The organism is Micromonospora sp. NPDC048894 (assembly GCF_040649765.1).
In the GTDB taxonomy this organism is placed as follows: Bacteria; Actinomycetota; Actinomycetes; order Mycobacteriales; family Micromonosporaceae; genus Micromonospora; species Micromonospora antibiotica.
On the sequence record NZ_JBEZFY010000006.1, the window covers coordinates 187,903 to 213,594 of the forward strand.

General features: G+C 72.0%; 20 protein-coding genes and 1 other RNA gene. 4 read left to right on the forward strand and 17 right to left on the reverse strand.

The features are described from left to right. Positions 1–3: 3 nt before the first annotated feature. Both AB0C22_RS15420 and rnpB read right to left on the reverse strand, forming a co-directional pair. Complete coding sequence (locus AB0C22_RS15420) at positions 4–1,500, reverse strand: Fic family protein (RefSeq protein ID WP_357535468.1); 1,497 nt, start codon at positions 1,498–1,500, stop codon at positions 4–6. Positions 1,501–2,297: 797 nt separating this feature from the next. Then, positions 2,298–2,716, reverse strand: an RNA gene (gene rnpB, locus AB0C22_RS15425) — RNase P RNA component class A. Positions 2,717–2,852: 136 nt separating this feature from the next. On the opposite strand from rnpB, the gene AB0C22_RS15430 reads away from it, so the two are divergent. Further along, entirely contained in the window at positions 2,853–3,614 is a 762-nt protein-coding gene (locus tag AB0C22_RS15430; protein ID WP_357014313.1) for a sulfite exporter TauE/SafE family protein, read from the forward strand. A 16-nt stretch (positions 3,615–3,630) separates the two neighbouring features. Here the strand turns inward: AB0C22_RS15430 and AB0C22_RS15435 are convergent, their stop codons facing one another. Continuing rightward, entirely contained in the window at positions 3,631–4,854 is a 1,224-nt protein-coding gene (locus tag AB0C22_RS15435; protein WP_219464086.1) for an MFS transporter, read from the reverse strand. Positions 4,855–4,923: 69 nt separating this feature from the next. Here AB0C22_RS15435 and AB0C22_RS15440 point away from each other — a divergent pair, with 69 nt between their 5' ends. Then, positions 4,924–5,403, forward strand: coding sequence for a MarR family transcriptional regulator (locus AB0C22_RS15440; protein WP_357535471.1), 480 nt, complete (start codon positions 4,924–4,926; stop codon positions 5,401–5,403). Positions 5,404–5,679: 276 nt separating this feature from the next. Here the strand turns inward: AB0C22_RS15440 and mctP are convergent, their stop codons facing one another. The 7 genes from mctP to AB0C22_RS15475 form a co-directional block, all read right to left on the reverse strand. Next, positions 5,680–7,335 carry a monocarboxylate uptake permease MctP gene (mctP, locus tag AB0C22_RS15445; RefSeq protein ID WP_357535473.1) on the reverse strand — a complete coding sequence of 552 codons (1,656 nt, stop codon included), beginning with the start codon at positions 7,333–7,335 and terminating at the stop codon, positions 5,680–5,682. 118 nt (positions 7,336–7,453) lie between these two features. Beyond that, positions 7,454–7,696: a DUF3311 domain-containing protein gene (locus AB0C22_RS15450; RefSeq protein ID WP_219464089.1), complete on the reverse strand. Its 243-nt coding sequence runs from the start codon at positions 7,694–7,696 to the stop codon at positions 7,454–7,456. Between the two features lie 251 nt (positions 7,697–7,947). Next, entirely contained in the window at positions 7,948–9,183 is a 1,236-nt protein-coding gene (locus tag AB0C22_RS15455) for a bifunctional RNase H/acid phosphatase (protein WP_357535474.1), read from the reverse strand. A gap of 4 nt (positions 9,184–9,187) precedes the next feature. Then, positions 9,188–9,925: a C4-type zinc ribbon domain-containing protein gene (locus tag AB0C22_RS15460; protein ID WP_219464091.1), complete on the reverse strand. Its 738-nt coding sequence runs from the start codon at positions 9,923–9,925 to the stop codon at positions 9,188–9,190. Then, on the reverse strand, positions 9,922–10,788 hold the full coding sequence (locus AB0C22_RS15465) for a Nif3-like dinuclear metal center hexameric protein (RefSeq protein ID WP_219464092.1): 867 nt from the start codon (positions 10,786–10,788) through the stop codon (positions 9,922–9,924). The genes AB0C22_RS15460 and AB0C22_RS15465 overlap by 4 nt, the downstream gene beginning before the upstream one ends. Positions 10,789–10,843: 55 nt before the next feature. Next, a complete protein-coding gene (locus tag AB0C22_RS15470; protein ID WP_208568793.1) occupies positions 10,844–11,425 on the reverse strand; it encodes a flavoprotein in 582 nt (193 codons plus the stop codon). A 16-nt stretch (positions 11,426–11,441) separates the two neighbouring features. Continuing rightward, positions 11,442–12,668 carry a helix-turn-helix domain-containing protein gene (locus AB0C22_RS15475; protein WP_219464093.1) on the reverse strand — a complete coding sequence of 409 codons (1,227 nt, stop codon included), beginning with the start codon at positions 12,666–12,668 and terminating at the stop codon, positions 11,442–11,444. A gap of 251 nt (positions 12,669–12,919) precedes the next feature. Between AB0C22_RS15475 and AB0C22_RS15480 the strand changes: the two genes are divergently transcribed. Further along, a complete protein-coding gene (locus AB0C22_RS15480; RefSeq protein WP_208568795.1) occupies positions 12,920–13,591 on the forward strand; it encodes a bifunctional DNA primase/polymerase in 672 nt (223 codons plus the stop codon). Positions 13,592–14,052: 461 nt separating this feature from the next. On the opposite strand, the gene AB0C22_RS15485 is transcribed toward AB0C22_RS15480, so the two are convergent. From AB0C22_RS15485 to AB0C22_RS15505, 5 genes are read right to left on the reverse strand one after another with little or no spacing between them, the layout of a single operon-like run. Continuing rightward, entirely contained in the window at positions 14,053–14,775 is a 723-nt protein-coding gene (locus AB0C22_RS15485) for an FAD:protein FMN transferase (RefSeq protein WP_357535753.1), read from the reverse strand. A gap of 47 nt (positions 14,776–14,822) precedes the next feature. Continuing rightward, positions 14,823–15,401, reverse strand: coding sequence for an FMN-binding protein (locus AB0C22_RS15490; RefSeq protein ID WP_219464094.1), 579 nt, complete (start codon positions 15,399–15,401; stop codon positions 14,823–14,825). A gap of 13 nt (positions 15,402–15,414) precedes the next feature. Further along, the gene (locus AB0C22_RS15495; RefSeq protein ID WP_357535478.1) at positions 15,415–16,836 is read right to left on the reverse strand and encodes a ferric reductase-like transmembrane domain-containing protein; all 1,422 of its coding nucleotides are present in this window, start codon (positions 16,834–16,836) and stop codon (positions 15,415–15,417) included. Beyond that, a complete protein-coding gene (locus AB0C22_RS15500; protein WP_357535480.1) occupies positions 16,833–18,200 on the reverse strand; it encodes a DUF1501 domain-containing protein in 1,368 nt (455 codons plus the stop codon). Before AB0C22_RS15500 ends, AB0C22_RS15495 begins: the two co-directional genes overlap by 4 nt. Before the next feature lie 44 nt (positions 18,201–18,244). After that, positions 18,245–20,221: a DUF1800 domain-containing protein gene (locus AB0C22_RS15505; protein ID WP_357535482.1), complete on the reverse strand. Its 1,977-nt coding sequence runs from the start codon at positions 20,219–20,221 to the stop codon at positions 18,245–18,247. Between the two features lie 639 nt (positions 20,222–20,860). On the opposite strand from AB0C22_RS15505, the gene AB0C22_RS15510 reads away from it, so the two are divergent. After that, positions 20,861–21,118 (forward strand): DUF3040 domain-containing protein, encoded by a 258-nt coding sequence (locus tag AB0C22_RS15510; RefSeq protein ID WP_208568800.1) that lies wholly within the window; start codon positions 20,861–20,863, stop codon positions 21,116–21,118. A gap of 117 nt (positions 21,119–21,235) precedes the next feature. Here AB0C22_RS15510 and AB0C22_RS15515 read toward each other — a convergent pair whose 3' ends face one another. Next, on the reverse strand, positions 21,236–22,270 hold the full coding sequence (locus AB0C22_RS15515; RefSeq protein ID WP_308290870.1) for an SWIM zinc finger family protein: 1,035 nt from the start codon (positions 22,268–22,270) through the stop codon (positions 21,236–21,238). A 98-nt stretch (positions 22,271–22,368) separates the two neighbouring features. Further along, positions 22,369–25,674: a DEAD/DEAH box helicase gene (locus AB0C22_RS15520; protein WP_357535484.1), complete on the reverse strand. Its 3,306-nt coding sequence runs from the start codon at positions 25,672–25,674 to the stop codon at positions 22,369–22,371. Positions 25,675–25,692 lie beyond the last annotated feature (18 nt).

A 25,692-nucleotide genomic window follows, 5' to 3' on the forward strand; every position in this document is an offset into this window, starting at 1 on the left:
GTTCTATGTTTCATCATGGCCCAACTGTCGCAGCACTTGGCGGAGCTCATAGATAACACTTTGCACCATGGCCGCCATGAGGCCATCCACAAAAAGGTCGACTCGGGTTTCCGCGCCTGTCCCGACTGAGGGATAGACATCCTCGAACCTTAATGAAACGTCAGGCAGGTTCGAAAACCTGCTGCTACGATACTCGCCTGTGCGGCCGACAAGAATGAACGTAAAGCGAGAATCTAAGCGTTTAGCGTAACCCACCCCAAACGCCACCGATAGTGACACCTCGGCAGGTCTTTGCAGGTGGAGATCGACTTCTCGACTGAATACCTCATTGAAGTCGTCGGGGAACCCAAGGAAGCTTGGAATCGTCTCACCCTGAAAACGAGGGGACTCCATTTCGGCTTTCAGCCCAGCATCGCTAGGCAGGCTTCGCAGCCTTTGCCGCACCTCACTCTCAACGTACCTACCCAGCTCGATTCCCACCTTGCGGGCGCTGCCAATTGTCAACGTCGAGCGGGCAGCAACAAGAGATTGCAGCTGAACTATACTCGCAGCGAATGGCAGCGTCTGTGCACCGGTAGCCTCTTGCTGAGCGCGACCAAGGGTGTCTATCATTCGGTCCACAATATACGAAACGAACAGCCGGGTGTCACCTTTGTCTGCAGCCTCAAGAGCCTGAAAATACGCCTGCTTGCGATCCCCATAAACTATCAGCGGAAGCCCGCAAAGCTGATAACAATAGACAGAGCTAAGCGCTCTACACACCCTGCCATTACCATCAACGAATGGATGAATCTTCGCTACGGAATGGTGCACGTACGCCGCCCTGATTAGCTCATGGGCCGATGTGAATTCAACGGTCTGCATCTGCTCAATGAGACGACGCATCTCCGGACTGGTATCAATCGGAGGTGCGTATTCGGCATAGCTACCGTCCCTTAAATAGCGGAAGTTCGACGTGGTCTTGTATTCACCCTTTGGGAGGGGGCGATCAATCTGCCTCTGCTCCCCATTAAGGAGTGCGGTCGCCTTGTAGGTATCCTGCGCGCGACACAGAATGGCGTGCAGCTCCCGGATATCCGCCTCCGTGATCGGCGTATCCGTGTCAGCCCACTTACGAACCGCCTGGTAGGCACCAATCTGGGAATCAAACAGGCCAATTCCTCGCGGCGGGAGAGCTGATTCCCATCCTTCCGACTCCTCGGCAATCGTACGTGTAGCCCCTGGAGCGAGTTCGTAGAGGCCCTCAACCGCGCCGGTTTCTGCCGCCGCCTCACGGTCTAGCTTTCTTTGAGTCCCATGCAATATCTGTGGTGGCCAAAGTGCAGCTCGGCTCACGAAGTCATCATAGGCCGCCTCCCAGTCCGTCAAGTCGAAATGAGGACTAGACCAATCCGCGAAGTCGACGATGGGCTGGTAAGGGGCATCTAAGCTGTCAGCAGGAAGCCGCTGCTGAGGAAGTTGATGGATCGCGCCGGCCGGGGCGCTGCCCTCGTCAGTCATACCTCCATCCTTCCAGGTCTTTACATACCTAGCGTGACCCGCCGACACCTGGCTATTGTGAGGATTCCTCTCGTTCTCTGCTGTTGCGCGGAACCAGGCAAGGGCCATGACGTCGTAGGTGCCCGGACAGCAACGGTGCCGTCTGGCAGCAGATTGATGAGCCCTGGCGTGGGTGGCCTTCCGAGCGTTCAGCCCCGGCGCACAGAGCTTTGTAAGCGATTTATCGCTTCTGCGTACCCGCTACCACGCACCCTGCACTGCTGCTGAATTGTTCTGTTTTGGATCAAGGCACCGCGCTCCGCGCGGTGCGGGGCGGCAAGCCCGGCCGGCGGCAAGCCGCCCCGGACGCCTACGGCACCGGGGCGGTAAGCCGCCGACAGCCGCCGGGACACCGCCCCACCAACCAGAGGGACCAGGTTCAGCGAGGCCGTGACGGAAGCCGGCGGGTCGGCCTGGTCGCGTGGTCGGGGCTTCCGGCTGCCGCACCAGTCCAACCCCGGGACTGGCTTGCCACCGGGTATCCGGGTCACGCCAGCAGCTCGACCGCCAGGACGTACCCAGCCCCATCCCGCAGGCCCTCCGCCGTCGACGAGGACCAGGCCGCCACCGAGCCCTCAGCAGGCCACCGCAGAACGGGTCCAACTGATCCGAGAGTCAAGGATTCCTGGGCCGTCTCTGGGCCGTCTGGGCCGTCACCGGGCCGTCAAATGCCACCTAACGATGACCAAGGACGACCATCGACGCCCGAACATAGAACCAGCTCAGAGCCTTGATCACGGCTCTGAGCTGGTGGGCGACGGACGAGTCGACCTGTACGCCGGATTCTGTGCGCGGCGCGTACCCCTTGCGGGGCCCGCACCGGCGGCGGCCATCCATCTCGGCCTACCGTCGCCGGCAGGCTCCTGCGGCCTACCCGCAGACATCGGGCGGGCAGCCCTCAAGCGTCTGCGCCGGGTCGTCAGCTTGCGGTGACGGCCCTTGCTTGGCCTTGCTCCGGGTGGGGTTTACCTAGCCACCCCGGTCACCCGGGGTGCTGGTGGGCTCTTACCCCACCGTTTCACCCTTACCGTCCCCGAGTGGGGTCGGCGGTCTGTTTTCTGTGGCACTGTCCCGCGGGTCGCCCCGGGTTGCCGTTAACAACCACCCTGCCCTGTGGAGTCCGGACGTTCCTCGGCGGCGGGCCGCAGCCCGCCGACGCGACCGCCCGGTCGACTCGTCCGTCGCGTCCCCATCCTAACGGCGCGGCGTCCCGCGCCCATCTCACCCCGGGCCGGGCCGTAACAAACCCGAAAATGGTACGCGGTCGACGCGGTGGAGGGGCTCTGATCAGGGCGTACTAGCCTCTGGGCACCATGGACCTCTCCGATGCCGTACTGCTGATCATCGCCGGTCTCGCCGCGGGCACGGTGAACGCGGCGGCCGGCGGTGGTTCCCTGATCACCTTTCCGGCGATGATCGCGGTGGGCATTCCGCCCGTGGCGGCGAACGTCAGCAACTCGGTGTCGGTCTTTCCCGGTTATGCGGCGAGTGTGGCGGGCAGCCGGATGGATCTGCCGCACCGGCGGACGCTGTGGCCGTTGCTGCCGACGGCGGTGCTCGGCACGGGGGTCGGCTGTCTGCTCCTACTGGCCACCCCGGCGCGGGCGTTCGACCTGGTGGTGCCGTTCCTGGTGCTCGGGGCCACGGCGGTGTTGGCGTTCCAGGGGCCGCTGCGCCGGCTGGTCGGTCATCCGGCCGAGTTGGGCCCGCGCCGCCGTACCCTCACGGTGCAGGCGATGGTCGCGGTCGGCACGGTGTACGGCGGCTATTTCGGCGCGGCGCTCGGGGTGATGTTGGTGGCCGGCCTGGCCCTGGTGCTCGATGCGACGCTGGCCCGGGTGTCGGCGGTGAAGAACCTGCTGTCGGCCGTGGTGGGGTTGACCACGCTCGTGGTGTTCGCCCTGTTCGGGCCGGTCAACTGGGCGGCGGTCGCGGTGGTCGCGCCGGCCACGATGCTCGGCGGGTACGTGGGGGCGCGGGTGACCCGCCGGTTGCCGCCGGTGGTGCTCCGGACGCTGATCGTCTGCTTCGGTACGGCGATCGGTCTCTACCTGCTCTGGCGGGCGCTGGGCTGAGCAGCCCCGGGGCCGTTCAGTAGGCCTCCCCGACGGGTTCGTGCTCGGCCTGCCGGGCGGCCCGGTTCCAGTGGGACCAGCGCAGCCGTTCGCCGTAGCCGGCGGCCATCAGGTGGGCGAAGGTCAGGTAGACGAGCAGGCCGACGGCGAGCACCCCGGCGCCGACCCAGAACGGCAGCGTCAGGCTGTGCTCGGCGAGCTTGCCGGCCAGGATCGGCGCGGGTGCGGCGGCACCCCAGCGGACCAGGTTGAACGCGCCGGTGGCGACCCGGCGGTCGGCGGAGCCGAGGCCGAGGGCCAGGTCGGTGAGGTTGGCGTTGGCCAGGCCCATGCACAGGCCGGCGACGACGAGCACCACGAGCGACTCGGCGGTGCCGGCCGAGGTGGCGAAGAGGACCATGCAGGCCAGCAGGCCCACGAGGGCCACCCCGACGGTCTGCACCGCGCCGATCCGGTGGGCGAGCCGGTGGCCGATGAGCAGGATGCCGGCGGCCAGGCCGAGGCCCCAGCCGGTGAAGGCGAGGCCGAGGGGAATGACGTCGAGGCCGAGGAAGAGCGGCGTGTAGCCGAGCACCACGAAGAAGACGAAGTTGTAGGCGGCGGTGACCACGCAGAGGATGAGGAACGCCGGCCGGCGGTAGGTGGCGAAGATCTGCCCCAGTCGTACGGGCGGCTGCCGGTTGGTCGGCTCACGGAGCTTGCGGGCGGCGACCAGCAGGGCGAACACCATGAACATGCCGCAGACGAAGAACGGCAGTCGCCAGCTGATCTCGCCGAGTAGGCCGCCGATCAGCGGGCCGACGGCGAAGCCGAGGCCGAGTGCGGTCTCGAAGAGGCCGACCACCCATTCCCGGTCGTTGGCGAGGTTGACCAGGACCACCATGGCGGTGGCGAAGAACATCGCGTTGCCCAGCCCCCAGACGCCGCGCAGCACCGACAGTTGCACGATGTCGTTGCTGAACGAGGCGGCGATGGCGGCCAGCCCGACCACCGAGACGCCGGTGACGAGCACCGGTTTGAAGCCGAAGCGTCCGCTGGCCAGGGTCGCCGGGATCATCCCGACCGCCATCACCGCGATGTACGCCGTGAAGAGCAGCTCGACCTGCCAGGCGGTGACCCCGATCGCGGTGCCGATGGCGGGCAGGATGGGGTCCACCACGGCGATACCGGCGATGGCGAGGAAGGCCACCAGCGTGGTGGCGTAGATGGCACTGCGGTGGGGCTCGGTTCGCCGGTCCACTCCGCCTCCTGTCGGGCCGAAGCCACAGATAGCTGTATCATACAGTTAATTCTGTTGTATCATACAGCTATGAGCGACGACCAGGCGAAGCGAACGGAGTCGGACGAGGCCACCCTCGGCCGGATCGAGACCGAGGTCGCCCTGTTGATGCGGCTGGGCGAGGCCACCCGCCGGGCCACCGGCAGCGCCGAGCACCGGGTCCTCGACCGGGCGGCGTACGTGATCCTGCGCCACCTGGACACCACCGGCCCGCAGAACGTCTCGGCGCTGGCCGCCCGGCTAAACCTCGACGGCTCCACGGTCACCCGCCAGGTGTCGGCGCTGCAACGCGACGGCCTGATCGCCCGCGCCCCCGACCCGGTCGACGGCCGGGGCACGGTGATCTCTCCCACCCCCGCCGGCCTGCACCGGATGGCCGCCGTCCGGGCCGCCCGGACCCGGCTCTACGGCGACATCCTGGCCGACTGGACCCCCACCGACCGCGACACCCTGGCCACCCTCCTGACCCGCCTCAACCAGGCCCTGGACACCCGCACCCGCCGCCCCTAACCCCACCCCCACCCCACCCCCGCCCGCTCCCCTCCACCCCCCGCCCACCCCCGTTGATCAAGAGGTTTGCGTCAACTTGAAGATCGAACTTGACGCAAACCTCTTGATCACCAGCCCCAGCCGGCCGACCCGGGGCACGGTGACCGGGTCGGTCGCGTGATCAAGAGGTTTGCGTCAGTTCTTGGTCGGATGTTGACGTAAAGCTCTTGATCAACAGGGGCAGGCGGGGGGCGAGGCGGGGAGGCGGGGGCGAGGCAGGGAGGCGGGGGGGCGGGGTTAGGCGATTGGTTCGCGGGCCGGGTCGGTGGCGCGGGCGGGGTCGGGGGTGACGCGGGGGTCGCCCTCGTCGGCGAAGTAGTCGTCGGGGGTGGTGCCGTCCACTCCCTCGGCCACCTTCGCCGCCCGCAGTGCCAGCGTGACCAGCGCCGCCACCACCAGGTTCACCAGCACGGCCACGATGCCGACATAGATCGTCTTCTTGGTGTCGAAGCCGAAGTCGGACAGCGGGAACGCCGACCCGCCGAAGTGCGCGCGCTTCGACGCCGGGTTGGGGATCTGGTAGAGCATCCACATGCCCAACCCCATGCCGGCCGCCCAGCCGGCGATCAGCGCGCCCCGGTGGAACCAGCGGGTGTAGAGGCCCAGCGCCACCGCCGGCAGCGTCTGCAGGATGATCACACCGCCGATGAGCTGGAGGTCGATGGAGAACTGCGGGTCGAGGAAGACGATGCAGGCTACCGCGCCGACCTTGACCACCAGCGAGGTGATCTTCGAGACGTTCGCCTCCTGGGCCGGGCTGGCGTCCCGCTTCAGGTACTCCTTGTAGATGTTGCGGGTGAACAGGTTCGCCGCCGCGATCGACATGATCGCCGCCGGCACCAGCGCGCCGATGCCGATCGCCGCGTACGCCACCCCCGCGAACCAGTCCGGGAACTGCTGGTCGAACAGCACCGGCACCACCGTGTTGCTGTCGACGGTGCCCTCCTTCGCCCCGGGCAGCGGCTTCACCCCGGCCGCGATGGCCATGAAACCGAGCAGCGCGATCAGGCCGAGCAGCAGGCTGTACGCCGGCAACGCCGACATGTTCCGCTTGATCACGTCCCGGTTCCGGCTGGCCAGCACGCCGGTGATGCTGTGCGGATAGAGGAACAGCGCCAGCGCCGAACCGAACGCCAGGGTGACGTACTGGAGCTGGTTGTTGGCGTTGAGCAGGATGCCGTCGTTCGGATTGGGTGAGGCGGCGAACTTCGCGTCCGCCGCGTCGAAGATCGAACCCCAACCCCCCAGCTTGTACGGCAGGTAGATCACCGCCACCAGGATGACGATGTAGATCAGGGTGTCCTTGACGAACGCGATCAGCGCCGGAGCACGCAGCCCCGACTGGTAGGTGTAGGCGGCCAGGATCGCGAAGGCGATGATGATCGGCAGGTGCCGCGCCACCGCGCTGTCCCCGGTGACCCCCATCGTCTTGAGCACCGCCTCGATGCCCACCAACTGCAACGCGATGTACGGCATGGTCGCGACGATGCCGGTGATCGCGATCAGCAGCGCCAGCACCGGCGAGTCGAACCGGCGGCGGACGAAGTCGGCCGGCGTGACGAAGCCGTGCCGGTGCGACACCGACCAGAGCCGGCAGAGCACCAGGAACACCAGCGGATAGATGACGATCGTGTACGGCACGGCGAAGAACCCGGCCGCGCCCGCCCCGAACATCAGCGCCGGCACCGCCACGAACGTGTACGCCGTGTAGAGGTCACCGCCGACCAGGAACCAGGTGATCCAGCCGCCGAAGCTGCGCCCGCCCAGCCCCCACTCGTCGAGGTGGGCCATGTCCTTCGGCGCCCGCCACCGGGCCGCCACGAAACCCATGCCGCTGACCAGCAGGAACAGCGCCGAGAAGACGATGATCTCGGTCAAGTGATCACGCCACATCAGAGCACCCCCTCCGTTCGCGACTGCGGGGCTCGCAAACCCGGCTCACTCCTCGCGCTCACCAGACCCTCTTCCGTTCGCGACTGCGGGGCTCGCAAACCCGGCTCACTCCTCGCGCTCACCGGTGCCCCCGCTTCTTGGTCATCTGGTAGACCAGCGTGGTGGTGGCCACGCCGAGCAGGATCCAGACCAGTTGCAGCCAGTAGAAGCGCGGAAAGCCGAACAACCGGGGCGAGTCCGCATTGAAGAACATCGGGATCAGCGGTACCACGATCGGGATGAAGAGCAACCAGTTCCAGGGGCTGTGGTCCTTCGCCCTGGACGACGCCGCACGCGGCGTCTCCGGTTCGGCAGCGGTCATCTGACCCACCTCCGGTAGTCGTGCCGGCCAGTAACGGCCGGACGCTACGACCCGGTGAACCCGATCACGTTCAATCGGCGCGCGACGATGCGCTCAACGGCCGCCCGGCTGCGCCGAACGGCGCGACGCACGGGCCGACACATCGACCCACGACGAACGATGCGGCGACTCACGACGAACCGGGAAACGACGAACCGGGAAACGACGAACCGGCCCGGGACGTCCCGGGCCGGCCGACGGACTATCCGTGATCAGCGGGTCGGGAGGTGGGCGGTGTCGTTGACGGAGCGGACGGCGACGCCCCCGTCGGGCCACATGTCGAGCACCGAGATGCCGGCCGCGTCCAGGTAGAGCCGGTGCAGGATGGCGTCGCCGGCCGCGAGGGCGTCGCGCAACGCCAGCTTGATCGGCGAGACGTGCGAGACGACCACCACGGTCTCCCCGGGGTACGCCTCCCGCAGCGCCACCATCGCCCGGTCGACCCGCTGCCCGACCTCGGTGAACGACTCGCCGCCCGGCGGGGCCACCCGGGTGGAGGCGAGCCAGGCGTCCAGTTCGCCCGGCCACCGGTCGCGTACCTCGGCGAAGGTGTGGCCGTCCCAGTCGCCGAAGTCGCACTCGACCCAGTCGGCCTGCCGACGGACCGGCAGACCGCCGAGCGCCCCGGCTATCGCCTCGGCGGTGGCCGTACACCGGGACAGCGGGGAGCTGAGCACGGCCGCGACGGACGGGGCCAGCGCGGCCACCCGGGTGGCGGTGGCCCGCGCCTGGGCCTGGCCGGACTCGGACAGCGGCACGTCGGCGCGGCCGGCGTAGCGGTGCTGCACGGTCCACTCGGTCTCTCCGTGCCGGACCAGGATCAGCCGGGTGGCGGTGAAGCTCGGCCTCGGCTCCCAGGACGCCTTGGCGGTCGCCGGGTCGGTCCCGGCGCTGCGGGTGGCGGCACGGGCGGCCACCTCGCGGGCCTGCGCCCGGCCCGGCGAGTCGACGCCCGCCACCGACCGGGACGGCTCGTCACCGGGAGACCGGGACGCCTCGCCGCCGGCCGGTACGGCCACCGCGCGGGACGGTTTGCCGGCGGCGGCGTCCATCGCCGCGTTCGCCAGGGCATCGGCGTGCCGGTTGCGTTCCCGGGGGATCCAACTGAACCGGACGGTGTCGAAGCGGTCCACCAGGGCGGCGGCCCGCGCGGCGAGCGGACGCAGCCCGGGGTGCTTGATCTGCCACCGGCCGCACATCTGCTCGACGACCAGCTTGGAGTCCATCCGGGCGTCGACCTCGACCGCGCCCAGCTCGGCGGCGGCCTCCAGCCCGGCGATCAGCCCCCGGTACTCGGCGACGTTGTTGGTGGCCGTCCCGATCGCCTCGGCGCGTTCGGCCAGCACCTCGCCGGAGGTCGGGTCCCGGACCACGGCACCGAAACCGGCCGGCCCGGGGTTGCCCCGCGACCCGCCGTCGGCCTCGATGACGACCGCGCGTACCGCCACCGGGCTACAGCCCCGACTCGTTGGTACGCACCATGATCCGCCGGCAGTCCTCGCAGCGGACCACCTCGTCCGGGTCCGAACTGCGGATCCGGGCCAGGTCCGCGCCGGACAGCTCCAGCCGGCAGCCACCGCAACGGCCCGCGGTGAGCAGCGCCGCACCGAGGCCGGTGTCCGCGCGGATCTTGTCGTAGAGGGTGACCAGGTCGGCGGGGAGGTCCGCGGCGAGCGGCTTGCGCGCGCCCTGCTTGAACTCCTCCTCCTTGGCGATGGCGGCGAGGCTCTCGTCGCGGCGCTGCTCGGCGGCGGCCCGCCGGTCCCGGGTCTCGGCGAGCCGGGACTCGATCCCGTCGAGGGTGGCTTGCGCCGTCTCCCGCTGCTCCATCAGCTCCAACTCGGCGTCCTCCAGGTCACCCTGGCGGCGGTTGAGGGAGACCAGCTCGTGCTGGAGCGCCTCCAGCTCGCGGGCCGGCCCGCTGCCGCTGGCCAACCGGGACTCGTCCTTGCTCTTGCGGGCCCGGACCTGGTCGATGTCCTTCTCCAGCCGGGCGATGTCGCGGTCCAGGTCGTCGACGGCGACCTGGGCGCGGACCCGCTCGTCCTCCAGCGCGGACAGCTCCCGGGCCAGGCCCTCCAGTTCGGCCCGTTCGGGCAGCGACCGGCGGCGGTGGGCGAGCTGGGCGAGGGTGGTGTCGATCGCCTGGAGATCGAGCAGGCGGCGCTGGACCTGGGGTTCAGCCTTCACGGTCGGGGCTCCTTGTCGTCCATCGCGGGTGCGGCGGCGTGCACGGTCCACGGGTCGGTGTCCAGATCGGACACCACGGTCTCGACGCCGAAGTCGGCCCGCAGGTGGGCGGCCACGTCGTCCAGCCAGGGTCGTTCGGTCGCCCAGTGCGCGGCCTCCAACAGGGCGGGCCCACCGGCGGCGAGGTGCTCACCGGAGGGGTGGTGCCGCAGGTCGGAGCTGAGGAACGCGTCCACCCCGGCGGCGGACGCGGCAGCCAGGAAACCTTCGCCCGAGCCACCGCTGACCGCGAGGGTACGCACGATACGCCCGGGATCGCCTCCGGCGCGAACCCCCCAGACCGTGGCGGGCAGGACGGCGGCGGCGTGCCGGGTCAGCTCGGCCAGCGTCAGCGGGGCGGGCAGCTCGCCGATGCGGCCGATGCCCCGACCACCACCGGCGGACGGGGCACCGGGGGCGGACGGCGCGAGGGGACGCAGGCCGGTCAGCCCGAACCGGGCGGCCAGCGCGTCGGAGACACCCGGCGCGGCGATGTCGGCGTTGGTGTGCGCCACGTAGAGGGCCACCCCGGCGCGGATCAGGTCGTGCACGATCCGCCCCTTCCAGGTGGTCGGGGCGACCGAGGACACACCACGCAGCAGCAGCGGATGGTGCGCGACGATCAGGTCGGCCCCGGCGGCGAGGGCCTCGGCGACCGTCTCGGGAACGACGTCCACCGTGCCGTAGACCCGGCGGACCGGGTCGGTGGGCTCGCCGAGCACCAGACCGACCCGGTCCCACTCCTCGGCCCAGGCCGGCGGGTAACGCCGGTCCAGCTCGGTGACGACGTCGGCGACGGACGGCGGGGACGCGGTTGTGCTCACGGCCGGTCAGCTTACCGGCGCGCACTGGCGGCCACGCCCACGCCCGTCCGGCGGGTCAGGCGGCCGAGGCGGCCCGGGACCGGTCGGGCAGGGCCGCCACCGCCGCCTCCCACGGGAAGGTGTGCAGGTGCCGTTCCCCCGTGCCGGGCGGGTGCAGCGGGTAGACGTGGTCGCCGAAGAGCACCGTGGCACCCCACTCGCCCAGCCGTTGCAGACCGGCCCGGAACGCCGGGTGCGCGGCCATCGCCGCGTTGGTGAACGGCACCACCACCACCGGCACCCCCCGGCCCTGCCCCTCGACCAGCAGGCCCAGCGCCAGGGTGTCGGTGATCCCGGCCGCCCATTTGTTGACCGTGTTGACGGTCGCCGGGCAGACCACCATCGCGTCCGCCGGGGGCAGCAGATCCGGGTCGCCCGGATTCTTGTAATGGGTACGCACCGGGTGCCCGGTCTGCCGGGCCAGCTCGGCCCGGTCCACGAACTTGGCCCCGTCGGGGGTGGTGACGACGCAGACCTCCCAGCCGTCGTCCTGGGCGAGGCCGACGAGTCGATCGAGGTGACGGGCCAGCGGCGAACCGCAGGCGATGACGTAGAGCACTCCGCGGTGCTCACTGCTCTGGTGGGGGCTGCCGCTCATCCGGCCGCCGCCGTGTTCATACTCCGACTCCCATCTGCTCAGCCAACTCCGCTATCGGCGCGGGCAACGCACCCCGTGTGCGACGCAGCACGTCGGACATCACTTCGTGGGCGATGGGTCGGCAGCGGATCTCGGACGGGGCGAGCCGGTCACCGCGCAGCAGCATCTCCCCCGCCTTGGCGACGTCACCGAGCTGGGCGTAGCCCCGGGCGATGTCGAGCAGGTGGTGGGCCCGGCGTTCGGGCAGCAGCCCGTTGAAGCTCGGCTCGGGGATGCGCTGGTGGATCTCCACGGCCCGCCCGCCGTCGCCCAGCTCCACGGCGGCGGCGGCCCGGTGCAGCTCCAGGTTGGTCGGGCCGAACGAGGTCCAGTAGTGGTTCTCGTCGCCGCCGAGCATCAGGGCCGCCTCGTGGGCCCCGTGCAGCAGGTCCTCGACCGTGTCCGAGTCGCCGAACCGGGCCGCCGCCATCGCGCCCTGCAACAGCAGCATGCCGTAGACGGAGAGCCGGTCCGGCGCGCTGTCGTTCATGCCGCCGGGGGCGAGCCGGTTGGCGATGCTGACGTTCAGCTCCAGCGCCGGCCGGGCCCGGCCCATCGCCACCAGCGCGTTGCAGACCCGGGCGGTGGCGACGCCGGCCAGCAACTGGTCGTCGGCCCGCTGGGCGACCGCCATCGACCGGTCGGCCGCCAACCAGGCCAGCTCGCACTCGCCGAGCTTGCGCAGCACCGAGGAGGCGATCTGGTAGACCTGCCCGAGCAGGTGGGCGGCTTCCTTGCCCTGCTCCCCGCCGTAGCCGGCGTCGGCCGCCTGGGCCTCCCGCAGCAGCTTCGGCAGCGCCCGGGTGAGCATCCCGTAGCGGCCGTACTGGTAGGTGAGCCAGGCGTGCGTGACGGCCTTGCGCATGTCGGACAGCGGCGGCGGGTACGCCACGGCGTCGAAGTAGACGGTCATCGAGGCGTACTGCTCCAGGGCGGCCCGGATCTCCTGCACCTCGACCTGGTCGATGCAGCTGAACGCGTCGCTGCGCCGTTCCGGGTCCTTGCCGAGCAGCAGCTGCACGTCGATCCGGAGGATCACGGCGATCTCGTACAGCACGGAGAACTTGTCCAGCCGGCGGACCCCGCGCTCGACCTTGTCGACCCAGCTCTTGGACTTGCCGAGTCGGTCGGCGAAGACCTGCTGGGACATTTTGCGCCGTCCGCGCCAGTAGGCCACCCGCCGCCCTATCGGAAGCTCGTCCATCTTCTCCCGTTCCTCCCCCTCGTGGGTCGTCCGACCGGGCTCCGGACGACCCGCACTGGGCGCCTCCGATCCGTCCGTCCCAGGTATTCGCTGGTCGCACAGGGTGTACGTCGTTCGTACACCTGCTTTTCGTACCTTCGTGCAAGTTGCATGAGCCGTTCGTCAGGTCAACGATCCCGGATCACGACAGTGACGGCGCTCGACGTGAGGGGTGGCGGGTGACCGGTCGAGGCCAGAGGAGAGCACGGGACATGTGGGGGAACGTCGGGCCACGGGTCGCCCAGCTGTCGCCGATCGAACGGGTCCGGCTGCGCCGGATCGCCGTGCGGTACGCGGTGCACGGCTGGGAGGTGACCCCCGGCGCCTGTTTGGCGCGCAGCCGCTTCGTGTGCGGCCGGGCCGGCTGTCCCACCGTCGGCTGCCATCCCGCGCTGGAGAACTGGGAACGGGGGGCGAGCACCGATCCGGCCCGGGTGGCCACCTGGTGGCGCAGCCGCCCGCACGGGGTGCTGCTGCCCACCGGTCGGGCGTTCGACGTGCTGGAGGTGTCGGCGCACCTGGGCCGCCGGCTGCTCGACGCCGTGCCCGGCCACCCCGCCGGCCCCGGGGCCCGGGGTCCGGTGGTGGTGACCCCGACCGGGCGGTGGATGTTCCTGGTCCGCCCCGGTGACCCGCTGCGCCCCGAGCTGGAACACTGCTTCCACGTGGTCCGGCACGGCACCGGCTCGTGGATCCCCGCGCCCCCCACCAGGCTGCCCGAGGGACCGGTGCGCTGGGCGGTCGCCCCCGAGCAGGCCCGCTGGCAGCTGCCCGACTCGTACCTGTTGCAGAACACTTTGATCGGGGCGTTGCGGGCCGACGGGGTGACGCTGACCCCGGAGCTGCTGCCCGGCCAGCTCCCGCTGCCCCGCCGCGGCCACTGACCGCCGGGGCGCGACGGGACGGGCGTCGGCGGGGTCGGGTTCCCGCCAACGTCCCCGCCGACGCCGGACTCGTTGCACACCACGACGGCGCGCACGCGCCACCGGAGCGGGGGTAGGACATGGCCAGGGACGACGAGATGCGGCACACCGGCGGCACCGAACCACCCCACCGGCGACGGCCCCGACACTGGTCGGACACCCGGCCCGCCGGTTCCCGACCCGGCCGCCCCCGGCCGACCGGCTCCCGCCCGGCCGGCACCCACCGCACAGCCCGGTGAACGCCCGCACCGGGCACGCTCGGGTGAGAGCCCACACCGCGCCCGGCCGGGTGAAAATTTGCACCCCACGCGGCCCGGTGAACGCCCGCAACCCACACGGCCCGGAGCACCCCGGACTGCGGGCCGCCGACCTGTGCGTCGGCGCGCGTCGTCCACCGACCTGGTGACACTCGGCACGGGCGGTCAGTCGGCCAGCGGCAGGGCGGTGGAGCGCAGCAGCCGACCGTCGTCGGTGACCACCGCGTGCAGGTGGCCGGGCAGCCGGTCGAGCCAGCCGATCCCGGCCACGCCCATCGCCACCGCCGCCGTGGCGTACGCGTCGGCGACGCCCAGGTCCGGGCCGACCACGGTGACCGAGCGCAGCCCCCGGGCCGGGCCGCCCCGCCGGGGATCGACGACGTGGTGGCCCCGCTCGTAGACGCCCGAGGTGGCGACCGCCAGATCGGTGCCGGTGAGCACCAGGCAGGTGGCGTACGCGTCCCAGGGGTGCCGGACGCCGATCCGCCACGGCCGCCCGGACGACGAGTGCCCGCGTACCCGGACGTCACCGCCGGCGTTGAGGCAGTGGTCGACCGCCCCGGCGGCCACCAGCCGGTCAGAGGCGACCTGCGCCGCCCAGCCCTTCACGTAACCGGAGGGGTCCAGCCGCCCGGTGGCGTACGCGTCGAAGAAGCCGTCGGTGTCGCCCCACAGGTCGGCGCAGCGGGCCAGCACCGCCCGCAGGTCCGCCGACGCCCCGGACAGCGGCAACTCCCCCCGGTCGACGCGGCGCACCTCGCTGTCCTCGGCGTAGGTGGTGAACCGGGCGTCGACCTCGCGCAGCCAGTGGAACGTGTCGTCGGCCAACTCGCGCAGGGTGGCGGCGGGCAGGTCGTCGGCGAGGTCCAGGCTGATCGCCGTACCCATCACCTGCTCGACCCGGCGCAGGCCGGGCCGGGTCACCGGCGCGGTCATCAGCGCACCTGGTCGAGGGCGGCCTGCAACGACTGCCGGTAACCGTTGCTGGTGGCGGTCGCCTGGGAGACGGTGTCCAGGTTGGCGTCCTGCTGGCGTACCACGGTGCCGGAGGTGCCGCTGTAGGTGTCGTCGACCCGGTTGCTGCGCAGGTCGGACTGGCCGCCCTGGGGCAGTTCCAGGGCCACCGCGTTGACGATCTTCGTGCCGGTGACGGTGATCTGCACCTGCACGTTGCCGAACTCCGTGACGACCACCGGCCCGGTGACCTTGCGGGTGGTCGACTTCGGCGCGGCGGCGCTGGTCCTCGGGGCGGCCGGGGTGCTGCGTGGGCCGGCTCCGGTGCCGGTCCGGCCCGCCCCCGGGGTGCGGGCCGCGGTGGTGTCGGGTCGGCCGGTCGGTCGGGGTTTCGCGGCGGCCCGCTCCGGAGCCGCGCCGGGTGTGGCCGCAGTGGTGCCGCCCGGCGCACCGGCCGGCAGGTCCTGGGCGACCTGGCGGGCGTCCGGTGCGCCCTTGAGCACCACCAGGGCGGTGGTGCCGGCGGCAAGCCCGGTGATCGCGAGCAGCGCGCGACGCATGTCAGGTGCCTTCCTACAGCTCGAACGGGGCGAGGTGGATCTGCCGGCGGGGCACACCGGCCTGGCGGAGCACCCGCATCGACGACTCGACCAGCCCCTCCGGCCCGCACAGGTACACGTCGCGGCGGATCAGGTCGGGCACCAGCCGGCGCAGCCCGTCCGGGCTCATCACCTGGCGGGGGCCGGGGTCGTCCCGGGAGCCGATGACATACCAGACCGACGTCTGCCGGGCCTGGGCCAACCAGTCCAGCTCGTGGTGCAGCAGCACGTCGGCCGGGGTGCGGGCCCGGTAGATCAGGGCCGCGCCGGGTGGCAACTCCTCAAGCATCGCCCGCAGCGGTCCGATGCCGCTGCCACCGGCGATCAGCAGGGCCCGGTCCCGGGTCCGGTGCGCGGCGGTGAACGTGCCGGACGGGCCCTCCACCCAGACCCGGGTGCCGGGGTCGAGGTCGCGCAGGTCGGCGGTGTGCCCGCCGACCACCTTGACGGTCAGCCGCAGCCAGCGGCCGTTCGCGGCGGCGGAGAGCGAGAACGGGTGTGACTGCCACCAGCAGCCCCGGGTCAGGAACCGCCAGCGCAGGTACTGCCCGCCGAGCAGGTCGAGTTGCTGGAGCCGACGACCGGTCAGATAGAGCGACACCGTGTCGGGGCTCTCCGCCACCACGTCGGCCACCCGCAGCCGGTGCCGCAGGTTGAGCAGCAGCGGCGCGACCAGCCGGCCCCACACCAGGGCGGCGGCGACCAGCAGGTAGCCGGTGATCCAGCCGGTGCGTACCGGGCCGGGTGGGAAGAGCTGCGCACCGTTGCTGAACTGGTGGCCGAAACCGAGCAGCAGCGCCAGGTAGCTGGTCAGGTGCAGGTGGTACCAGAGTTCGTAGGGCACCGCCCGGCGGACCGCCCGGATGCCGGTGCAGCCGACCAGCACCAGGATGCCGGCCGCGACGAACGCGGACACCATGTCGTCGAAGTCACGCAGCAGCACCCCCACCTGGGCGGTGACCGGGTTGCCCTGGGTGCGCGCGTAGCCGACCACCAGCAGCGACAGGTGGGCCAGCACCGCCACCAGCAGCGTCGCGCCCAGGTCCCGGTGCACCCGGGACAGCCGCTCGCCGCCGACCCCGCGTTCCAGCACCCCGAGCCGGCTCATCATCAGCACCTGCACCAGCAGCAGGTAGCCGGCGACCAGGCCGGTGACCCGACCGGCGGCGGTGAGCACGTCGGCGGTGCCGGCCAGCGAACCGGCCGGGGTGTCGAGCCACCACGGCAGCACCGCGGCCACCAGGCCCACCCAGAACAGCCCGGACACCACCCGCCGACCGGCCGACCCCCGTCGTGGCAGGGCGGGCGGCGGGCGTACGGACGCAGCCGACCGGCCGCCGGACCGGGACGGGTCCCCGGTGCGACGGCCGGCGGCGTGCATGTCCTGATAGGTCACGCGTAGAGCTTCATCGGGGTGTACTTCTTCCTTGGGAAGATCTTGTCGACCTGGGCGGTGGTCAGCCCGAACCGGCCCTGCGCCACCGCACCGTAGACGTCGAACATGTTGTTGTACTCAGGTACGTCTCCCGAGTCCAGATCGCTCAATCCGTCCCACCTGCCGAGCAGCGAGCCGGCGAGCCGACGCCCGGACAGGATGGTGACCACCCCGCCGTGGCCGTGGTCGGTGCCGCCGCCGTTGGAGGCGACCCGACGGCCGAACTCGCTGGACACCATGATCGTGACGTCGGCGGCCCGGTCGCCCAGGTCGGTGAAGAACGCCGCCATCGCGCCGGCCAGTTCGCCGAGCCGACGGTGCAGCTGACCGCCGGGGCGGGTGCCCTGGTTCTCGTGGGTGTCGTAGCCGCCCATCCCGACCGTGGCGACCCGGACGTTCGCCCCGCCCTTGATCAGCTGGGCGAGCTGCTGGAAGGCGTACCCGACGCCCTGGTAGGTCACGCCCTCCGCCGGCTGGTACGGCTTGGCGGCGAGCTGCTGGGCGGTCGCCAACGCGCCCATCCCCTCGATCACCGCCTCCTCGACGGGGTGGTTGATCCCGGTGAACAGGCCCCGGATCGCCTTCTCGGTGGCCGCCCGGTAGCGGTCGTCGCCGTTGAGCCGCAGCGAGCCGACGCTGTTGAGCGACAACGCGCCGTTGGTGCCGACCAGCGAGCGGGGCAGCGTGCTGCCGATGCCGACGCTGCGGAACGCGGTGCCCTTGCCGAGGGCGTCGACGAGGCTGTCCAGCCAGCCCCGGCCGCCGGTCTCGCTGGGCAGACCACCCAGGTTGCAGGCGTCGGCGGCCTGGAAGTGGCTGCGCGACAACCGCTCGTCGGAGACCGCCGGGACGAAACCGAGCTGACCGGCCCTGAGCCACTTCTCCAACGGGGCGAACGCGCTGGTCAGCGTGAAGCCCCGGCCCAGGGCCAGCGAGTCGCCGCCGAGCAGCAGGTCGGGGCGGGCCTTGGCGAGCACCGGGTCGTCGGCGGGGGCGACCAGGCTGAGCCCGTCGAGCCCGCCGTAGAGGAAGACGTGGATCAGGGTGCCGGTCCTCGTCGCCGCGAACGAGGCGGAGGTGGTGACGAACTGGGCGGTGGCCAGCGTGGTGGCGGTGGCGGCGGCCCCGGCGACGAACGTCCGCCGGGTCACCCCGCGCCCGTCCTGCTGGGCCTCCTCCAGGTCCTCCAGCCGGCGGTAGCGGTCGGCCTCGGCGGCGTTCTCGGCGGCGACGACGTCGGCCTCGGCCCGCAGCAGCGCCTCGGTCGGGTCGTCGGCGAGGCGGCGCAGGTCGGGGCACTCGGGGTGCAGGGGGAACGCGGGCACGGTCTTCTCCCTCGGGTGCGTCACCGGCTTGTCCATCGTCTGCCTCACCGCAGGTGGTGCTGGGGGGACGCGAGGATCGCCCGCGCGACGGCGGCGATCGCCCCGTTGAACGTGGCGTCGACCCGTGCGGTGGCGGACACCCCGGCCACCCCGAGGATCAGGGTGCGCTCCCGCGCCGACAGCTTCTGGTGCACCAGCCGCAGGGCCAACGCGTCCACGTACGCCCCGGCGGTCGTCGGCGGCTTCGCCACCAGCTTCTCCGGCCGGGTGTACGTGAACTGGGTGCGACGGCCGGCGATCAGCTCCGCGGCCTCGTTCCAGCCGTTGACCATCGTGCCGGCCGACGTCCAGGCGACGTAGACGTCCGGGTAGCCGTCGGGGGTGGGTTGGCCCATCGGGTACTGGCCCAGCTCGCGCAGCTTGTCGTGGATCTGGCGCAGCCCCTGGGCGAAGGCGGTGCGTTTGCTGTCGCCCTGCCGGAAGCCCGGCCCGGCCTGCGGCCCGACGCCCAGCGTCCGGTACGTGGCGACCAGGTACTCCATCGGTCGGCGCACCTTCTGCCCGACCGCCGCCCAGAACTCCGACGAGCTGAACAGCGACATCAGCAGCGGCTTCACCGAGCCCCTGTTGACCGTGTAGATGTTGGCGAGCCGGTCCACCAGGGACTTCGGCGGGGTGTCCGAGACGAACCGGGTGGCCAGGCTGCGGGCCACGTACCTGGCGGTCGACGGGTGCAGCGCGAGGTACGTGAGGTACGCGTCGATGACCTGGTCGGCCTTCTTCGGGTCGGTCGAGTCGTTGGGGTGGCTGAAGCCGAGGATCTTCACCTTGCCCCGGTAGTGCCGCTCGGGACGGAAGACGTACCGCCCGTCGTCGACGCCCCGGCCGGTCTGCAGCAGGGCGGCCTGCCGGACGTCCTTCTCGGTGTAGCCGCCGTCGACCCCGACCGAGTACAGCTCCAGGTTCTCCCGGGCCAGGTTCTCGTTGACCGCGTCGGCCCGGGAGTCGTTCTGGTTGAGGTAGAGCAGCAACGCCGGGTGCCTGTTGGCCGCCACCAGCATGTCCGGATAGCTGCCCATGGCGTGCTTGCGGACCACGTCCCGATCGAACGAGTTCCGGTACGCCTCACCGCCGTCGAAGTCCGCCGCGACGTGCAGGAAGTCGTTCCAGAAGTCGACCATCACCTCGTACAGCTGCCGTTCCGACCAGATCTGCCGGGCCAGCGTCCCGTCGACCATCTCCCGCTCCGGCTGCGCGCCCCGCGCGTTGAGCTGTTCCCGCTGGTCGCGTAGCTGCTGGCTGGTCAGTTTGAGGGTGGGCAGCTCGGCGAGCTTCAGCTCGGCGGCGCTCGGCGCGATCTTCTCCGGGTCGAGCTGCTGGCGTACCCAGGCGTCGATGCCCATCCGCCTGATGTCGGCGAGCACCTTCGGGGTGGCCCCGAAGGTGGCCCGGCCGGCCAGGTGCCGCACCGGGTCCTTGGCCAGCACGGTCTGCACCGTCACCCGGGTCTGCGCCGCCGCGTCGGCCGGGCCGGAGAAGGTACGCCCCCCGCTGGGCGAGTTCTTCTTCAGCGCCGCACCGGCCCGGGAGCCCATGTAGCTCTCGTTCTGCTCGGTGTAGGTGCGTACCGTGCTGGGCTGCTGGCCGCTCGGGCGGGCCGGGGTGCCGTCGGTGGCGGTGACGCCGGTGGCGTCCCCGGCGGCGTCGTCGCCGAACAGGCCGCGCACCTGGGGGCTCATCGCCAGCGCCGCGCCGCCGGCCACCACGGCGGCGGTGCCGCCCAGCGCGACCAGTGCGCGCCGCCGGCCGACCCGGTCGCGGGCGTCGCCGTCGTCGTCCAGGTGCGGTAGTCCGGTGCCGGCCGGCTGGTGGAACGCCTGCCGACCCAACCCCTCGGGCCCCACCCACTGTGGTCCCCGGGACACCGGCGGGGGTCCGGCGGTCGGCTCGCCGTAGGGTGCGCCGGAACGCCTCTCGTCGGTGGCGTGCGGTCGGCGCGGTGGCACCTTCTGGTCGGCCATGTACCGGTCCCGTTTTCTTTCGATGCGTCGTACCACTGCGGCCAGGGGCGGGCAGGGGTGCGGCGGCGGCTGCCGGAGGAGTCGTTGCGGGGAAGGTAGCCAAGGGTTGCGGCGCCTTCAAGGCGGGTCGCGGCGGCCCCGGCGGGCACTTAAGCCGCAGCTCAGCACCCCGATCAGCCGGGCTGCCACACCCCGGTCGGCCGGCGGCGTCCCCAGCAGGGACGACGTGTCCGTCGGCAGCCCTGCCGTCACGACGCAGCGGTACGCGTCACCGCATCCGACGTTCACCGGCACAGCGAAACTTAAGCCACCGGTAAGCCTGGGCGAAGAGTCACCGCACGCCCCCGCAGCCCGGTTTCACCCGGCCCGCCCACCCTCAGGCCGGGCCGGGCCACCCGCAGCCTCGCCGCGCCCGTCCGCCAGCCGGGCCCGGTGTCGGCCGGTCTGTCGCGGTGCCGTCGACCGCTCTGCGTCGTTCGGTCGGCCGGGTGCGCCTTCGGTCGGCCTGTCCCCTTCGGCTGGTGGGTGGGACCGAAAGTAGCAGCAGCAGGAGGGCGTGACCCGCAGCCGGAGCGGGTAAGCCGCCGAACCGCTGACAAGCCGCCGAACCGCTGACAGCCGTGAGGGGAAGGCACCGCCATGCTCAGCAAAGAGGATCAGCGCAGATTCGAACAGATCACCCGGCAGCTCCGGGAGAGCGACCCGAAGTTCTTCGCGAGACTCGACCATCGGGTCCGGGCCCGGCGCGGACGCTGGCTGATGTTGCTGACCGTCATCCTGTGGGCGTCGCTGCCCGCGATGACCGTCGTGGCCGGACGGACGGCCGGTGCCGCGTGCGTCGTGCTCGTGGCAGCCAACACCGGCCTGATGTGGCATTTCCGGCACCGCTGGCGTTGACCCGCGTCATGGTCGACACCAGGGTGGCGATGGTGCGGGGTCGACGCGACGGGGACACCCCGACATCGCCCCACTGGTGTCGACCATGAACCGTCACGGGTCGGGGCGGACCACTGGTCAGGACGGGCCGAGGGCCTGGTAGGCCCGGCGCAGGCGTTCCAGCAGGCCGGGGCCGCCGATCGTCGCAGCGGGCGAGCCGAGTTGCCGCAGCAGCAGTTCCGGACCGGTGGCCAGGATGGGCGGCCGGTCCGGCAACGGCACCGGCGGCAGCCAGAACCGGTCCACCGCCTCGGTGAGCGGCGCGTCGGGCAGGTCGGCGAGCACCCGGGCCGCCCCCGCCACAGCGCTCGGTGGCCCGGATGCCACCCCTTCCACCACCGACGACCCGGGCCCCGACGTCCGATCGGGCGTACCGGCGTCCGGCCCACCGTCCGGTACGCGCGACACCGGAACACCGGCCGGCCCGCTCGCCGATCCGACCCCCTGCCGCCCGGCGGCAGGGTCGACGACGGCGGGCGGAGACGACCCGACCGCCCCGGCAGGCAGCGGCCGGCCGACCGCCTCGGCGCGCAGGGAGCGGAGCCGGCCCAGCAGGGCGTCGCGACTGCGGCCCCGCCAGTGCAACAGTTGGAACGGGTCGGCGTCGAACGCCTCGGCGAGCAGATAGAACGTCGCCGCGAGATGCTTGCACGGCACCGCGAAGTCGGGGCACCCGCAGCGTTGGGTCAGCTCCCCCACCGAGTCGGGGAACAACGGCGCACCGGCACCGGCGAACAGCTCCTCCAACTCGGCCGGTAGGTCACCGGCGAGCAGCCGGGCGCTGAAGAACGCCTGACCGGCCAGCTCGCGTTCGACCCGGGCCCAGAGCGCCTCCGGAAACGGCGGCAGGGTGATGACCACCGGGTAGGGCCGGGGGCGGGAACCCTGCACACTCGCCTCGACCCGCCCGGGTGACACGTCGAGCCGGAGCACCTGCCCCCGGCGGGCGTACGCCCGGCCCCGGGTGAGTCGAGTGCCGAGCGCGAACGACTCCAGCACCTCCAGGAACCGCCGGGACCACCAGGAGACCCCGATCGCCCCCCGGGTGCTGCGCGCCCGCAATCCGCCGTCGACCCGACGCGGCGGGCCGAAGTCGGCGAACGCGCCCCCCACCCCGGAGCCCTCCGCCGCCGGACCAGTCGGCCCCGACCCGACCGGGTCAGGATCAGCCGTGCCGGGGCCGTCGGCGGGGGGTCCGGCACGCCGGGGGGTCATTCGACCACCGCCCCGGCGTCCAGCGTGAACAGTTCCCGCAGCTGCCCGGTGGACAGCTCGGTGACCCACTGTTCGCCGCTGCCCACGACCGATGAGGCCAGGGCCCGCTTGTCGGCGATCATCGCGGCCACCTTCTCCTCGACGGTGCCGGCACACACGAACTTGCGGACCTGCACCCGTCGCCGTTGGCCGATCCGGAACGCCCGGTCGGTGGCCTGGTCCTCCACCGCCGGGTTCCACCACCGGTCGACGTGTACGACGTGGTTGGCGGCGGTCAGGGTGAGCCCGGTACCGCCGGCCTTGAGGGAGAGTACGAACAGGGCCGGTCCGTCCGGGGACTGGAAGCGGGTGACCAGGTCGTCCCGGTCGGCCTTGCCCACCCCGCCGTGCAGGTAGAGCACCTCGCGACCGAAGCGGGCCGACAGGTGGCCGCGCAACAGCGCGCCGAACTCGGCGTACTGGGTGAACAGCAGGGCTTTCTCGCCGGCCGCGAGCACCTCGTCGACGATCTCCTCCAACCGTTGCAGTTTGCCCGAGCGGGCGGCCAGCGGTGAACCGTCGCGCAGCAGTTGGGCGGGGTGGTTGCAGACCTGTTTGAGCCGGGTCATGGTGGCCAGCACCAGGCCCCGCCGTTCCATCCCGTCGCTGGACTCGATCTTCGCGAGCATCTCGTCGACGATCGCCCGGTAGAGCGACGCCTGCTCGGCGGTGAGGTTGCAGACCACCTCCATCTCCAGCTTCTCCGGCAGGTCGGAGATGATCGAGGAGTCGGTCTTGAGCCGGCGCAGCACGAACGGGCCGGTGATCCGGCGCAGCCGGGCCGCCGCGTCGGCGTCCCCGTGCCGCTCGATCGGCACCGCGTAGGACTGTCGGAAGCTGCTGGCCGGGCCGAGCAGGCCGGGGTTGGCGAACTGCATGATCGACCAGAGGTCGGCCAGCCGGTTCTCCACCGGCGTACCGGTGACGGCGACCCGGTGCCGGGCGGGCAGCGCCCGGACCGCCTCGGCCTGCCGGGTGGCGGCGTTCTTGATCGCCTGGGCCTCGTCGACAACCAGCCGGTGCCAGCCCACCGACGCCAACGCGACCGCGTCCCGGGCCGCCACCGAGTACGTGGTGAGCACCAGGTCGGCGGCGTGCACCGCAGCTTCGAACTCCGCTCCCCGGGCCCGGTCCGCGCCGTGGTGCACGTGCACCCGCAACCCGGGGGTGAACCGGGCCGCCTCCCGCTGCCAGTTGCCGACCAGCGACATCGGGCACACCAGCAGGGTCGGCCCGGCGTCCGGTCGGTCCCCGGCGAGCAGGGCGAGCAGCTGCACGGTTTTGCCCAACCCCATGTCGTCGGCGAGCACCCCGCCGAGCCCCAACGACTGGAGGAAGGCCAGCCAGGCCAACCCGCGCCGCTGGTAGGGCCGCAGGGTTCCCTGAAAGGTGGGCGGCGGGTCCAGCGGGACGAGCCGCCGTTCGGCCTGCCCGGCCAGCAGGTCACCGAGCGGCCCGTCGGCGGTCACCTGAAGCACCGGCAGCGCCTCCGGGTCGTCCGCCCCGGTCAGACCCATCTTGAGCAGGTCGGCGACGGTCAGCTCGCCGGGGGAACGCAGCAGCCGCAGGCCGGCGGCCAGCCGCTTCGGGTCCAGCTCCACCCACCGGCCCCGCAGCCGCACCAGCGGGGTCTTCATCGCGGCCAGGGCGGCCAACTCGTCGGCGTCGACCGTCTCGTCACCGAGCGCCACCTCCCATCGGTAGTCGACGAGCGCGTCCAGCCCGAGCCCCCCGGAGGTGGCGGCGACGGTGCCCGGGGCGGTCCGGCTGCTGGCCCGCAACCGGGTGCCGAGCCGCGCCGACGGCCGCCGCCACCACGACGGCAGCAGCACCCCGAAGCCGGCGGCGTGCAGCACCGGTGCGCCGTCACGCAGGAACCGGTGCGCACCCTCGACGTCCAACTCCAACTGCTCCGGGGTGGGGCTGCGCAACGCCTCGTCCAGCTCCGGCCAGAGCCGCCCGGCCCGGCCCAGCTCGGCCAGCAGGGTCTCCTGCGGGTCGTTCCACCGGCCGGCGAGCGCCGGCAACCGCTCCGGCGTCCGCCAGATGTCACCGGCGGCCACGTGCAGGCCCGGCTCGTCGGCGGCCTGGAGGCCGAACTCGATCCGCCACCGTCCACCCTGCCCGATGACGGTCGACGGGTCGGCCGGCACCACGGTCAGGGTTTCGACGATCTCGTCGTCGGCCGGCTCGACCAGCCGGAAACTGGCCCGGACCGGGCCGCCCACCGCGTCGCGCTGCCAGGCGTCCAGCTCGGTGCGGAGGGTGGCCAACGCGGTGGGCTCGGCGGTGAAACGCCGCTGCGGGCCGGTCAGGGCCGCCAGCCAACCGGCCGTCGCGCCGTCGCGCCGACCGCCCCGGACCAGGTCGGTGTCGGCCAGCACCCGGCGGGCGGCGGCATCCGTGAGCAGGTCCACCGCGTCGGCGACCAGACCTGCCGACCCGACCACGGCAATACCGGACCGCGCGCCCGCCACCGCGTCGGAACCGGACCAGGCCCCGGCCGGCACGTCGACACCGGGTCGGGCCGCCGTGGTGGTGCCGGAACCGGGCGACACCTCCCCGGGTTCGGACCGCAGGCCGGTCGGCCGGCGTGACCCGGAACGGGAGCGGGAAGTGGGCGTGGGGGTGTCGACGGCGGCCCGGGTGGCCGGCGGCAGGGCCAGGGCCAACGACCGGGCCCAGGCGGCGTCCGCGCCGGTGAGCAGGGGTCGCCACACCGCCCATCCGACCGCCGCTCCCGCCGACGGCACCGACCGGCCGCCCGCCCGCCGGCCCGCCGGTGACCGGGGCACCTCCCCCGGCGGGCGGTCGGCCACACCGGGCAGCAACCGGCCGCGGGCCACCAGGTCGGCGGCGAAGTCGGCAAGCTCCGCGAGGTGCCGCAGGCCCGCCCCGACCACGGCGTCGAGCCCGTCGAGGGTACGCAGCAGGGCGAACGCGTCGTCCGGGGCGTACCGGAGGGCGGGGGTCCGCCAGGCGGCGAGGGTGACCGGGCCGCGGACCGGTTCCCCGACGGTGGTCGGGACCAGCTCCGGGGAGTGCAGCGGCGCACCGGCCCGGGTGGGGAGGGTGAGCAGCACGGCGTCGGCCGGGCGGTCACCGAACAACGCGCCCAGGGCGGCCGGTTCGGCGGCGAAGGGGTGGGGGCGTTCGCGCGGGGCCCGGCCGGGGCGGCGCGGCACCTGCGTCGGGCGGGTGGAATCCTCCGCCCACACCGCCAGACCGGCCCCGACCAGCCACACCCCGTGGATGACCAGCACAGTTTCCCCCTCGTCGAC

Bases quoted from the DNA above. Each gene is read 5' to 3' on its own strand.
- AB0C22_RS15430 (WP_357014313.1), top strand. From the start codon at position 2,853: ATGGACCTCTCCGATGCCGTACTGCTGATCATCGCCGGTCTCGCCGCG.
- AB0C22_RS15505 (WP_357535482.1), bottom strand. From the start codon at position 20,221: ATGGCCGACCAGAAGGTGCCACCGCGCCGACCGCACGCCACCGACGAG.
- AB0C22_RS15440 (WP_357535471.1), top strand. From the start codon at position 4,924: ATGAGCGACGACCAGGCGAAGCGAACGGAGTCGGACGAGGCCACCCTC.
- AB0C22_RS15450 (WP_219464089.1), bottom strand. From the start codon at position 7,696: ATGACCGCTGCCGAACCGGAGACGCCGCGTGCGGCGTCGTCCAGGGCG.
- AB0C22_RS15480 (WP_208568795.1), top strand. From the start codon at position 12,920: ATGTGGGGGAACGTCGGGCCACGGGTCGCCCAGCTGTCGCCGATCGAA.
- AB0C22_RS15420 (WP_357535468.1), bottom strand. From the start codon at position 1,500: ATGACTGACGAGGGCAGCGCCCCGGCCGGCGCGATCCATCAACTTCCT.
- AB0C22_RS15475 (WP_219464093.1), bottom strand. From the start codon at position 12,668: ATGGACGAGCTTCCGATAGGGCGGCGGGTGGCCTACTGGCGCGGACGG.
- AB0C22_RS15470 (WP_208568793.1), bottom strand. From the start codon at position 11,425: ATGAGCGGCAGCCCCCACCAGAGCAGTGAGCACCGCGGAGTGCTCTAC.
- AB0C22_RS15490 (WP_219464094.1), bottom strand. From the start codon at position 15,401: ATGCGTCGCGCGCTGCTCGCGATCACCGGGCTTGCCGCCGGCACCACC.
- AB0C22_RS15510 (WP_208568800.1), top strand. From the start codon at position 20,861: ATGCTCAGCAAAGAGGATCAGCGCAGATTCGAACAGATCACCCGGCAG.
- AB0C22_RS15485 (WP_357535753.1), bottom strand. From the start codon at position 14,775: ATGGGTACGGCGATCAGCCTGGACCTCGCCGACGACCTGCCCGCCGCC.
- mctP (WP_357535473.1), bottom strand. From the start codon at position 7,335: ATGTGGCGTGATCACTTGACCGAGATCATCGTCTTCTCGGCGCTGTTC.